General features: G+C 56.2%; 11 protein-coding genes. 2 read left to right on the top strand and 9 right to left on the bottom strand.

What is annotated here, in order from left to right:
- Positions 1-6: 6 nt before the first annotated feature.
- From G518_RS0128360 to fabG, 5 genes are read right to left on the bottom strand one after another with little or no spacing between them, the layout of a single operon-like run.
- Positions 7-792: a citryl-CoA lyase gene (locus tag G518_RS0128360; RefSeq protein ID WP_028605354.1), complete on the bottom strand. Its 786-nt coding sequence runs from the start codon at positions 790-792 to the stop codon at positions 7-9.
- A gap of 28 nt (positions 793-820) precedes the next feature.
- The gene (locus G518_RS0128355) at positions 821-2,947 is read right to left on the bottom strand and encodes an acetate--CoA ligase family protein (RefSeq protein ID WP_245598149.1); all 2,127 of its coding nucleotides are present in this window, start codon (positions 2,945-2,947) and stop codon (positions 821-823) included.
- Entirely contained in the window at positions 2,944-3,456 is a 513-nt protein-coding gene (locus G518_RS0128350; protein WP_084652360.1) for a MaoC family dehydratase, read from the bottom strand. The genes G518_RS0128355 and G518_RS0128350 overlap by 4 nt, the downstream gene beginning before the upstream one ends.
- 8 nt (positions 3,457-3,464) lie before the next feature.
- Complete coding sequence (locus tag G518_RS0128345) at positions 3,465-4,610, bottom strand: acyl-CoA dehydrogenase family protein (RefSeq protein ID WP_028605351.1); 1,146 nt, start codon at positions 4,608-4,610, stop codon at positions 3,465-3,467.
- A gap of 28 nt (positions 4,611-4,638) precedes the next feature.
- Positions 4,639-5,388 carry a 3-oxoacyl-ACP reductase FabG gene (gene fabG / locus G518_RS0128340; protein WP_028605350.1) on the bottom strand — a complete coding sequence of 250 codons (750 nt, stop codon included), beginning with the start codon at positions 5,386-5,388 and terminating at the stop codon, positions 4,639-4,641.
- Positions 5,389-5,636: 248 nt separating this feature from the next.
- Here fabG and G518_RS0128335 point away from each other — a divergent pair, with 248 nt between their 5' ends.
- Positions 5,637-6,383, top strand: a complete 747-nt coding sequence (locus tag G518_RS0128335) for an IclR family transcriptional regulator (RefSeq protein WP_028605349.1) — start codon at positions 5,637-5,639, stop codon at positions 6,381-6,383.
- A gap of 167 nt (positions 6,384-6,550) precedes the next feature.
- On the opposite strand, the gene G518_RS0128330 is transcribed toward G518_RS0128335, so the two are convergent.
- Both G518_RS0128330 and G518_RS0128325 read right to left on the bottom strand, forming a co-directional pair.
- Positions 6,551-7,078 (bottom strand): carboxymuconolactone decarboxylase family protein, encoded by a 528-nt coding sequence (locus tag G518_RS0128330; protein WP_028605348.1) that lies wholly within the window; start codon positions 7,076-7,078, stop codon positions 6,551-6,553.
- Positions 7,079-7,161: 83 nt separating this feature from the next.
- Positions 7,162-8,151, bottom strand: a complete 990-nt coding sequence (locus tag G518_RS0128325; protein WP_051237500.1) for a tripartite tricarboxylate transporter substrate binding protein — start codon at positions 8,149-8,151, stop codon at positions 7,162-7,164.
- A 124-nt stretch (positions 8,152-8,275) separates the two neighbouring features.
- On the opposite strand from G518_RS0128325, the gene G518_RS0128320 reads away from it, so the two are divergent.
- Complete coding sequence (locus G518_RS0128320) at positions 8,276-9,175, top strand: LysR family transcriptional regulator (RefSeq protein WP_028605346.1); 900 nt, start codon at positions 8,276-8,278, stop codon at positions 9,173-9,175.
- A 194-nt stretch (positions 9,176-9,369) separates the two neighbouring features.
- Here the strand turns inward: G518_RS0128320 and G518_RS38885 are convergent, their stop codons facing one another.
- On the bottom strand, positions 9,370-10,506 hold the full coding sequence (locus tag G518_RS38885) for a hypothetical protein (protein WP_156909575.1): 1,137 nt from the start codon (positions 10,504-10,506) through the stop codon (positions 9,370-9,372).
- A gap of 185 nt (positions 10,507-10,691) precedes the next feature.
- The gene (locus G518_RS0128310; protein ID WP_036596516.1) at positions 10,692-12,653 is read right to left on the bottom strand and encodes an AAA family ATPase; all 1,962 of its coding nucleotides are present in this window, start codon (positions 12,651-12,653) and stop codon (positions 10,692-10,694) included.
- Positions 12,654-12,706: the final 53 nt, after the last annotated feature.

Here is a 12,706-nt window from a genome sequence, read left to right as displayed (position 1 = left end):
AGTCCATCAATATCCGCTGGTTGCCTTGACGTTACGTGGATCCTGTTCGAGCACCAGATCCCACAGCTCCTGGCCCGTGGGTGACTCGAGTTCTTCGCGGACATGTGCCACCAGCCCCGCTGCACGCCCGATCAACATCAAGCCGCGTCCGAAGATGCCGTCAAGCCCCATGTCGGCAACAATTGCGCCCAGCGCACCGGCGCCATTCAGTGGCAAGCGTTTGCCGCGTTCCTGCTCCAGTACCACTGGAATGGCGAGTGCCAGACGCCAGTGCTTTCCAAAGTAGCCATGCTGCTCGGAGATGTCGCGCAGGACGGGAACGCGTGGATCGCCATGTACGTGGATGTTGTGACCAAGCCCAGAGATGGGCGTGCGGTTTGCACGATATTCGCGCACCAGCTTCTGAGCGCACTCCATCACAGACTCGTCGCTGGCGTTGTCGTCCAGATCGGCTGCGCCTTTCTTGTACATCTCCGCTACGTTCTGCACGGTTCCCAGGAAGCGGCTGCCCGCACCGAGAAGGCCGGCAGCCACCGCACCCTGCACCGACTCAGGTGCACCCAGAAACGTCAACCGTGCTGACAGCGCGCTTGGAGTGAGGCCGTGATCGGCGGCAGCGACCAGAATCAGATTGGCCATTGCCTTCTCGCGCGGCTCGGGCAGACGCGAGAAATTTAACCAATAGATCATGTCGATGAAGTCGAACTTGCCGAAGATTTCCGTGGACAAATTCTTGCCACGCACTGAGATCACATCCGGCGTGGTGTAGCCGATTTCCGTTTTGACTGCCATGTTTCTTTGCTCCGATTGATTCTTGAACTTACTGCTCGATGATCACGACCGCATCCAACGGAATCGCGCCTTGACCTTGCGCGCCGACCCAGACCGGGTTGAGATCGATTTCCCGTACCTGCGGGTTGGCGATCACGAATTCCGATACCTTGAGAAGCAGCTCCTGCAACGCTTTGAGATCGCATTTCGGTTTTCCGCGCGCGCCGTCGAGCAGCGGGAAGCACTGCACCTCGCGCACCATGGCCTCGCATGTCGACGGTGTGAGCGGCAACATGCGCCGGCTGATGTCCTTGAACACCTCCACGTAGATGCCACCCAGCCCAAAACTCATGATCGGGCCGAACACTTCATCGTGCTGCACGCCCACAAACACCTCCATGCCACCAGCGCCTGCCATGCGCTCGATCAGCAGTCCGTCTATGGAAGCATGTGGTGCCTTCTCCTTCACAGATGTCAGGATGCCCTCGCACGCAGAACGCACCGCCTCTGCATTGGCAAGACCCACGGCAACACCACCCACTTCGGATTTGTGAGCGATCTGTGGACTCACGATCTTGGCGACCACCGGATACCCCATCGCGTCGGCCAAGCGTACGGCCTCATCGGCATTGGCAGCCACGGCTCGCTCCATGAACGAGAGACCGGCTTCTGACAGCAGCTGCTTGCCTTCTGTTTCCGTCAACGTTCGTGTGGGTGTTGCTGCTCCGGTACGCGGCTCGCCCACCGGTTGAGGAACAAAGCCGGTATCGCGTTGCTTGATCCAACGACCCCACTCGATCCAGTGACCAATGGCCTTCACGGCGTTGTTCAGTGATCGCGCCGGAACAAAACCCGCTTTCACGAGCGCCTGGTAGCCATCGCCCAGACGATCACTCATCCACACGGGGAGAATCGGCACTTCTGTAGAAGCCTGCACGCGCACCGCGCTCTCGGCGTTGTCGCGCATGACCTTGCCGTAGTCGAGCGGGAAGGTGTAGAGCACCAAACCCACATCCGGGTCCTCAACGATGGCTTCCAGGGTGTCGTCGACCAGACGAGAGTTTGTGAAGATTTCCGTCCCCACATCCACCGGATTGCCGATGGCGGCGTAGTCTGGCAACAGGGATTTCAAACGCTCCGTCGTGCGAGGCTCGAACTCTGAGAGCTTCAAACCTGCGCTTCCGACTTTGTCGGCGGCGAGTGTGACCGCACCGCCCGATGGACCGTAGATCACCAGCTTTTCCTTACCTGTAGGCAGTTGACGAGCCAGCAACCAGGCGGTGTCTACGAGCTCGTCCATATCATCGACTTCGATCACACCGAGCTGCTTTAGCACCACGCTGTTGATCTGGGCGGAGCCCGTAATGGAGGCCGTGTGCGATTGCGCCGCGCGAATGCCATACTCGGACTTACCGACCTTGAGCGCCACTACTGGCTTGCCCTTCGAGGCTGCGTGTTGAACGGCTGCGACGAACTTCTCGCCGCTCTTGAAACCTTCTATCACCGTGATGATGACCTTCACGTCGGGCGCATCGGCCATATAGTGAATGAAGTCGCTCACCTCCAGATCGGCCTGGTTGCCAGAAGACGCCCAGGCAGCCACACCGATGCCGCGTTCCATCGACTGCATAACAGTGCGCCCCAATCCACCACCCTGCGTTGCCAAGCCAATCGGACCGGACGTCAAGTCGAGACGGAACGCTGGCGAGAACGACATACCGATCTTGGCGTTGATGTTGTTCAGGCCAGGGCAGTTGGGACCGTAGATGCGCATGCCGCTGCGAAGGGCGATGTAGCGCATCTGCGCTTCAACCTGCTTTCCTGCTTCGCCGGTTTCACCAAATCCCGAGGTCAGCACGATTGCGAACTTCGCGCCTTTGTCCGCACACTCCTGCAGAGCCTCAATGACAGACCTGGCGGGCACAGTGATGACGGCCACATCGGGAGCTTCAGGCAGATCGCGTACCGAGGCGTAGCAGGGCAGCCCCCTGATCTCCGACTTGGTGGGGTTGATCAGATAAAGCGGTCCCTTCAGATGAGAGACTTCTAGCAGGTTCTCCAGTGTCCGCCCGCCTACGCTGTCGCTGCGGCTTGAAGCCCCGACCAGGGCAATCGTGCGTGGATTGAATAAAGGATGAAGATCCGAGAAAAGACCGGGCTTGTCCGCCATGTTCATACCACCTCCCTGCGTTTGAACAGCATGCTTACTAAGCACTCGACAACGACGTCGCCGCGCTGAGTCACGGCGTTGCGCCGAAACTTCACAATGCCGCGATCGGGCTTGGATGAAGGGCGAGCCTCCATCACTTCAATGTCTACAGTGACGGTGTCTCCTGCGAGCGTAGGTTTGATGAAGCGGCACTCCGTACCCAGCAACGCCAGCATGGATGGCTCCAGAAGTTGGTTGACGATGGTGCGGCTGTTGAGCCCCGCCATGTACGACACCACCAGCAGGCCATGTGCGATGCGTTGGCCAAACGGGCCGCTGCGAGCCGCTTCGTCATCGACATGGGCGCGGTTCATGTCGCCCGTCAGCGCTGCAAAGGAGACGATGTCTGCTTCGGTGATGGTCCGCGACGACGTTCGGTACTTGAAGCCCACGGGCAGGTCTTCCCAGAAATAGTGTCCCGGCGTGATGCCACCGAGCGCAGCTGGTGCCTGTTGAATGTTCTGTGCTTGTGTCATGGAGCAGTTCAGGCGATGGCGGACATGCCGAGCAAGCTGCGCCCGATGATGAGAGTCTGGATTTCCGTCGTGCCTTCGGGAATCGTGCCGCCGCGCGTGTCGCGGAAGATTCGCTCGATGGGGTAGCCCACCGCGTATCCTTGCCCACCATGCACCTGCAGCGCCATATTCGCCACTTCGTGTGCGGCTTCAGTGGCATACAGCTTGGCGATAGCGCACTCCATGGTGGCTCGCCCCTGTTGCATGGCGCACGAAGCCTGGTACGCCAGTGCGCGCGCGGCATTGACTCGCATGGTCATATCGACGATGTGCTTCTGCACAAGCTGGAAGCTGCCGATCGGCTTTCCGAACTGCACGCGGTTCTTGGCGAACTCGGTTGCCAGATCGAGCGCCGATTGCGCTGCGCCCACTGCGCCGTGGGCGATATGCAGACGCCCCGCATCAAGGCCCGCCAGCGTGACGCGCATGGCCTCTCCTTCTTCACCCAGCAGATTCTCGCGCGGCACTTTAACGTCGTAGAAGCCTAGCTCCGCAGTGCCGGTGCAGCGCAGCACCATCGTTTCCACGGAGCGCCGCTCAAACGGTGACTCCTTGGCGTCCACGATGAACAGCGAGACCTTGCCGTCACAGTCGGGGCTGTAGGTGCGCGCCATGACGATGCCGATGTTGCCCCACATTCCGTTGCTGATCCAAAGTTTGCGGCCGCTAATGACGTAGTGATCGCCCTTCAGATCCGCGCGCGTCTGCACAGCGGCAGGGTTCGAGCCCACGCTCGGCTCGGTGATGGCGGTGAAGATGGAACCCTTGCCTTCGATGAGCGGCTTGAGATACTTCTCCTTCTGCTCGGGCGTACCCTTGTTGGCCAGCATCATCATCGGCACGTTGGTGCAGTTGAGCATGGTGCGCAGCGACAGCCAGTGGTAGCCCAGCTCGCCGAACATCATCGACCAGGTCACGTAGTCGATGCCGAGGCCGCCCTCCGCTTCGGGCAGCACACCGCCCATGAAGCCGAACTCGGCCAGCTTGGGAAACAGTTCAAATGGAAATTTGCGGTTGGCCTCGCATTCTTCGATCAGCGGAGTGACTTCACGCTTCATGAATCGACGCAACTGGCCCTGCAGTTCAAGTTGCTCAGAAGTGAGATCGAAGTTCATCATGATTTCAGTGTTCATTTAGAGGGGTTCAGCCCGAATAGCGACCGCCGGTCACAAAGAGAGTGGTGCCGCTGATATAGCGCGCCACATCCGAAGCAAGAAAGGCGACTGCGTTGGAGATGTCCCGCGGCTCGCCCAGAAAGCCGACCGGAACCTTGGCGGTGGCCGCTTCCTGCAACTTGGGAAAGTGGGGCAAATTTCGAATGCCGGGGGTCATGATGAAACCCGGCGCAACGGCGTTCACGGTGACACCGAAGCGACCTTGCTCCAGCGCCAGCGCGCGGGTAAAGCCCACCAGCCCGGCCTTGCCTGCCGAGTAGTTGGTCTGCCCCGGATTGCCAAACAGTGATCGTGAAGAGATGTTGATCACGCGACCCCACTTCTTTTCCATCATCTGCGGGAGCACCGCGCGCGAGCAAAGGAATGCGCCCTTCAAGATGATGTCCACCACGCTGTCCCAGGACTGCTCGGTCATCTTGGTAAGGTAGCCGTCCTTAACGATGCCGGCGTTGTTCACCAGGATGTCAACGCCGCCCAAATGCTGCGCTTGCGCCGCCAGGTGGGCCACTTCATCTTCACTGGTCACATCGCATGCCACGGCGAGGGCTTCATGCCCCGCCTTTCGCAATTCTTCAGCGGTCTCGTGGGCGCTACCAGCATTGATGTCGGAGACGACGATCTTGCATCCCTCCTCGGCCAGTTTGAACGCCGTATCGCGGCCAATACCGCTACCCGATCCTGTGACAAGGGCCACGCGTCCTTGGAGATTGAGTTCCATATTGCTCCTGAATTTGTCTTGAATTTTTCAACGAAATATCGTTTTATAAAACGAGTGGTCGTAATTTAAGACTTAGAGGCAATGCTGTCAACGACCAATGCGACACTTTTTCAAAGGCTTATGGAAATCCCTAATATTCGTGAAAAAAGCAAATTCGCCCGGGAAACACTGACCTTCTCATCGACCCATTCAAACAGCCCGACGAAGTAGAATCCGACCTATCGTCAAGAATTTGGTCAGGATTTTTTGTGCCCGCAGACGTACCCGCATGTACCCGGACCCTGGCGGTCCTCGAAGTGTTCGCGCGCGAAAAGCGTGAGCTGTCCGTGTCCGACGTCGCGCGATTTCTGGACTTGGCAGACAGCAGTTGCTCGGACCTGCTGCACACCATGATGAAAGCCGGATATGTGGTGCGCACTGCCAAAACACGGCGGTTTTATCCCACTGGCAAGCTCTACTCGATTGCGCTGGACATCTCGCGCAATGACCCGCTCTACATGGCCAGCTTGGAAATGGTGGAGCTGCTCAGTGAGAAGACCGGCGAATCCGCCTTCTGCGCCGTGCTCGACGATGGCGCCGTCAAGGTGCTGGCAACCGTAGAAGGCAAGCACCATCTGCGCTACGTACTGCGTACAGGAGAGCGCATAGCACTGCACGCTTCAGCACTGGGCAAAGCGGTTCTCGGTAGTCTGGACGACGAAGAAATGCGCCGTCAACTGCGCCTCAAGCCCCTGCGCAAAGTGACCTCGGAAACTATCATCGACCCCAACGTATTGGAAGAAAACGTCAAAGGCCAACGCGAACGTGGCTGGTATAGCGTGCAGGAGGAAGGAAACGATGGCGTACTGGCGTTCGGCATTCCGCTGCAAATTGGCGATGCCAAAGTCGCGCTGTCCATCGCTGGCCCTGTCGAACGCATGCGCAAGAACCAGGATACCTACCTGAATGAGATGAAGCAGATCGCAGCGACCACCCACGGAGATAAATCTGGCTGAGTGAACTTGTGAGGAAACCTCTGTACGGTGCGCGCCATCGGCGCTAGCGCCGTGCTTTACGGCGGGGTGGACGCAAAGGGCAAGAGATCGAACAGCGGATGCCTGCTCCCCCTAGTTGACACACCTCCCCCGTTCGGGCCGAGCTTGTCGAAGCCTCGCGCTCCACTTCAATGCTCTATTCCTAGCGCCAACAGAAATCGCGAAACCATGTTGTACGCAGCGATGGTGGCCGTAATTTCAACCGCTACCTGAACGCCAAAGCGCTGAAGGACGGCGTCGAACACCTCTGGCTGCACCCGTATGTCCTTCGTCATGCTGTCCGTCAAACGGAGCACGCAGCGCTTTTCTTCATCGAACATATCCGCGATACCGCCCAGCTTCGCAGCAGCAATTTGGGCATCACTCACTCCCCCTGCTTTGGCGTGTGGGACATGGGCTTCAAACTCATAGTCGGCGCCATTGAGCACCGCCACACGCAAGATGATGAGTTCCCGCAAATCAGGCGGCACTTGCGTGTGATTGCGAATGACCGTGAGCAAAGCTTCCCATCCTTCCGCCAAGGGCGCGCTATTTAGCAGCACCTGGTACAGCAAGGAAATGCGGCCACGTGCCGCATGAATATTGGCTTCAATGTCGGCCAGTTCTGGGCGGGTTCCCGGAACCACCAAGGGAACGCGAATGGAGTCTGTCGTCATGGGTTGGGGTCAATCTTTTAAGTAACGCTGAACGCGCCCCCGGGCCTTAGGCCTGGCAGGGGCACACAAGGAGATACCGAGATTCAGTGAGACTGAATGCCGTTGTCCTTGATGAACTTGCCCCAGCGCTTTTCTTCTTCGGCCACATAGGCATCAAGCTCTGCTGGCGACCCCGCATCGATAGTCAATCCTTCCTGCGCCACCTTTTGCGCAAACCCAGGGGACCGAGCTGCACTGCCGGCGGACTTATTAAGACGCGCGATCACCGAGGGTGGCGTTCCCGCAGGTACATAAAGGCCGTACCAGCTTTCAACCACATACCCCGGAACACGCGTAGCAATGGCGGGGACGCCCTTGAACGCTGGCGACGGCTTAGCCGTGGTCACACCCAAGGCCCTTAGCTTTCCGTTCTCCAACATCGGTGCTGCCGCTGCTGCCGTGGCGAACATCATGTCGACTTGCCCACCCAACAAATCGTTCAGTGCCGGGCCGGCTCCGCGATACGGTATATGCGTAATGGCCGAGTTGGACAGTTTGGCAAACATCTCACCCGAAAGGTGCGGTGAAGTCCCGCTTCCTGGCGATGCGTAAGTGAGTTTTCCTGGGCGGTTTTTGGCGTCAGCAAGCAGGCCTTCCAGATTTTTAATGGGGCTTTCTGCACGCACTACGAGCACATTGGGCCCGCGCCCCAGCAGCATCACTGGCGCAAAAGCCTGGTTGCTACCGTAAGGCAATTTAGCTTGCAAGGCCGGATTGACGGCGTGCGCAAAAGTGGCAATCACCAGGTTATACCCATCGGGTTTGCTTTTGGCCACGTAATCCGTACCAATCAGGGTGCCTGCACCGGGCTTGTTTTCAACCACAACAGGTTGCCCCAAGTCGCGGCCCATTTCAACGCCCAGGAACCGCGAAATCGTGTCTGCGCCACCACCAGGTGCGAACGGCACCGTCAACCGAACGGGCTTGTTAGGAAAGTCCGCACCACTTTGGGCGCTTGCCACCGGCAAGAGCGCACTGCTGGCGAGCAGCAAACCTATGGAGCGAATGACAACGCGGCGATTCTGCATAGACATGATTGGCAATTGAGTTGTAGTAATAGAGGCGATAAGTGCTTGTCTCGATTGAGCGTCTGGAGTGTCGCCCCCAGAGAGATAAAGGTAAACTGCATACTGCCTATATCAGACATTCCCAAAAGCTATGGATCTAAAACAGCTGGAGCATTTTGTCGCTGTAGTGGAGAGGGGAAGCATCAGCCGCGCTGCAGCGGCTTTGCACTTGGCGCAGCCCAGCGTCAGCAAGCAGATGACCTTGCTTGAAAAGAGCTTGGGGCAGCGCTTGCTCGAACGTACAGGGCGAGGCGTGACCCCCACCGAGGCAGGCCGAGCCCTGCTTGGGCATGCCCGCACCATGCTGAACGCCGCCGCACAAGCTCGTCTGGAAATCACAGACATGTGTGAAGAGCCGACGGGCAAGGTGGTGGTGGGGCTACCCAATCGGGTGGCGCTGGGCTTGTGTGTGCCTTTACTCAAAGAATTCCGCAAACGCATGCCCAAGGCCATGCTGTCTGTTCAAGAGGGCTTGAGCGTGCCTTTGCGTGATGGCTTGATTCAAGGGCGCATCGACATAGCCATGATGTTCGATCCGGTGCTTACGCCCCTGTTGAGCTTTGAGACCGTAATGCGTGAACCATTGATGCTGTTCGCCCCCGCAAACCACCGCATGCCCAGTGAAATTGCACCCAAGGACATCAAGAAATATGCGCTGGTACTTCCCACTGCACCGAACCCCATACGCAACCTGGTAGACACCACCCTACTGCCCTACGACTTAGCATTGAACATCATTGCCGAGGTGGGTGCGGTGCAGTCTGCACTCACCATGGTGGAAGCGGGCATTGCATGCTCCATCTTGCCGGAGAGCGCGCTACATATCAGTCGCAGGCCTCACATGATGCAGAGAATTCCCATTGGGCCTCCCGTGACGTGGAATACCTTGATGCTTGCGCAGCCGGTGGCGCGGCCTGCTAGTCGGTTGGTGCAGGAAACGGCGAAGCTGCTGCGGACACTGGATTTTCGGACTTTGGATAAGCCCTCGTGAATCGGTTTGCTTCACTTAGTTGGGCCGTGGATTCTGCACTGCTCCATCACCAATTTTCCGCTGCAATAGTCCCTTGGTGATATCGCATCTGCCAGTTGTCCCCAACCAGAACCCAGACGGAACGCCCACAATGCGTTACCAGCAGTGCTGCGAGGCGGGGGTGCCGTGCACCTGCGCCCAAATTACACGGCGTGCTACACATCTCGTTGACTGAGAGGCGCTTTGGATTGCTTTGACTCCTTCGTAGATTCGCCAATCTTTGAAGCGAGCGCCACAATTAGTTCCTGAACATTTAAGGGGTACGAATCTACGGTCTGAACATCAACATCCTTGCCACCGAAAAGTCGGTTTGCCATTTCAGCTTTCAATCTGTGCTGTTCTGATGCGGGAAGCGATGCAAGGTATGGCGTGATCGACTGCAGATCGAGAGACATGCGGTTGTACCCATACTGTTGTGCTCGGTGCTTTGTAGACTCCCGAGCGAGATAGACAGCAGGAACAGATAATGCCAAAGAAAAGACAAGCCGGAATACTCCAAGCTGCCAGTCAAAATATGCTGTGACAGTCTCCAACAAAGAGTACCCAATGATCAGGGACGCAGTTAGCATAAGAAAAACTGACCCATTCCGGGTCGCGTCGGCCCACGTCTTCTCCGTCTCCGCACTGCTTGCATACGACCCAGCCACTGCGGTGCCAGAGATGATTCCCACGAGCTTGTTGACTTCGGACTGCTTCTGACGGAGTTCGATCAGGATTTCGGTGACAGAATTCTTCGCTGCCGCCTTTGCTTTCGCAACTTCGTCGCCTAGCGCGCGCACTGAGGTGTCCCCATGCTCTGCAATTTTCTCAACCTCTTGAGTACGTTTCCGAATTTGTGTTTGCCTGATCTCTAATTGGCTCAACTCTTGACGCAGAAAATTTAACGCCAGTTCGTACTTCTTCGCGATCTCCTGCCATTTTGCAGCCTCCTCCGCAGCAAGAGGGGAAGCATTAGGGGCAAGGGTCGAGTCTTCACTAGTGGCAGCGTGTAGAACCGCATACAGGGAGGCCACCACCGCGCCAGGGTGCTCCCCCTTAATCAACGCTGCTTGAAGCGCCGATGCCCGGCTGCGAATTGAGGCATGCTCGTAGTCTATTTGGCTTGTGTTTCCAGTTTCAATGGCATGACGCAGCTTTTTCAAGTGAGCTTGCAAGCTAAATAAATAACGCCGAAGTGAGTTCGCAAGAGGTTCTCCTGTCTCAGCTGTCTCGAAGGCCTCGAATATCGCATCTTCCAATTTTCGTGCAAGCCGATCAGCACTCACTCGCTTCGCTTCTTCTGTAAGTTCCATCTGAGTCATCTTTGAAGTGTGAGCCCTAAGGTAATGCTGCGCGCAGCATCCAAGCCTCAAGATCTGCGTCAGGCATCACACGAACGAGCTAAGTCGTGGATTTATTCCTGCGCGAATTTGAATGCAAACCAAAGGGAGGGATCGGTAATTGTCAAGCGGAAGTCACCGGCGGACGTGTCCGATTCTTAAGCTAGCGCAGAATTAATCCTAACGAAGAGTTTCCCAAATGTCTCCATTCCCATCGCTCCCAGATTAACGGCTGTGAGCCTTGGTAGGAGCGCTTGAGCGACACGGTAATGATTGAAACCACCGTCTTTCAACAATGTGAGGTTCTCAGTCTTCAGCCATTGGTTGATGCGCTCCACAGTTCTCGGGTGCTTTCCGAGGCATGCCGGGTCGAGCGTTTTGCCACCCAATTCTTTAGCATAGGCTGCGTTGAAAGCATCCGCATAAAGCGCGATTGGTATCAAATCCTCGATGTCTGCCTCTACAGGGGAAGGCTCGATAAACATCGAGAAATCGAGAACCCTTTTCCGTTCAATCAGTTTCTGATGCACTAGGTCTTCAAGTTTCTGATGAGGTGCAGCGGCGCGATCATGGAGTACTACCAGCTTCAGCTTGTTCGAACCTAAAAGAGCAACAAACGTTGCAAGTTTGTCTAGGCCGCCCACCGGCACTATGACCCCATCAATCAATCCGGCCTTCCCAACTTGCTCCAGGACTCCACTCACGTGTTGGAGGATGATGAGATCGGCCGGACCTTCGACGAGAAGGTTTCGCTTGGCGATGAACAAATTTTGCGCGATGGAGTAGCCTAGAGCAGCTTGCAGAGGGAACACGCTTTCGTCAGACGAGCCGGCTAGGTCGCCCGTCACTTTGCTTCCTTCCTTGGGCCTATCTTCAACCACCCTCACGTCTTCCAGCCGGGCGCTGTCGACCATAAAAGGGGAGTGAGTTGAAAAGATGATTTGATGCGTATGCGATAGCTCGCTGATGTAGGCCAACAAGTCTGCTTGAGCCAAGGCATGTAGATTTAGGCCAGGCTCGTCCAGCAAAAGAACTAGGTCATCTTTTGTACCTACCCGGCTTTGAATAGCGTCGAACCAGACAAGAAAGCTGAAAAACCAGATAAAACCCTTGCTACGTTGATCAAAGGGCACAGTTACGCCATGCCTCCTGTTTTTTATGCGGATATACAGATTTGGTCCAGAGTTGTAAGGTGGGCGATCCTTCGAATCCGACTTGATGTCGAATTCAACATCAAGGTCCAGGTTCTGTTTCCAGAACCCGAACACTTTCTGAGTAATGCTTAATCCGATCGCTTCGAGGTTGGCTTTGGCCGTTTCATAGCCCTCATCGGACATCAGTTCTGCGATCGTAGTACCGGCCAGTTCTAGTAACCCCAATGCAGTCTCATCCGCATCATCAAGCTGGCCTTGATCTAGTCTTGACTGGAGCTGCTGTAGGTTGATCTTGCCGTCCAACAACTTGTAATCGTCAAAATACAGAAACTTCGGTATCGCCGAGTTGAAGTAGGACCGCCAGATGTAGCCATCGATATATCCCCAGCCGTTGTTTTTGGCTTTGCGCTGCGCCCATTGATTGGCGAACTGTGCAAGTTTGCTATCTGCGGGCAGTTCTAACTCGTCTATCCGCTCAAGTACCACCTCGAGGCTTTGGGCGCCCTCGAACACTTCCTTTTGGTGTTCTAGCCCCTCCAGCTGCTTGCGAAGCGCCGCCAAAGCTGCCTCTTGGTCGACATGAAAGCTAACTGTCGTAGAGTTTCCATAATCAGTTGTCCGGATGAGCTGGATTTTTTTTGGAACTACCGAAATGCCCCCAAAAACCTCACTATTTATCGTCCCTACCAGCCTGTCGTCAAGCTCATACGTAAGCGCGACAACTTTCTGAAAACGCCCAGCTGTGTGCTCGACCTTGTAGAGGCTGAAATCCTTTCGGGGAAAGTCATTAACGTGATTGAATTTCTCGGTATTCAACGGGCGCGCTTTATTTAGCGCTTCTAGGAACGCAGTCTTGCCAGATTCGTTCTTGCCAACCAGAACGGTGATTCCATTGGAAATCTCAACGAGAGTTGAATCCTCGACAGACTTGTACTTCCATACACGCGCCTGAATCAGCTTGACCATTTTCTCTCCCTTCCTATTTAGCACCATATATGTTGACTTTAATTGAATCTGAG

It is taken from the genome of Ottowia thiooxydans DSM 14619, from assembly GCF_000422885.1.
GTDB lineage: Bacteria > Pseudomonadota > Gammaproteobacteria > Burkholderiales > Burkholderiaceae_C > Ottowia > Ottowia thiooxydans.
This window is presented reverse-complemented; position numbering and strand designations above follow the sequence as displayed.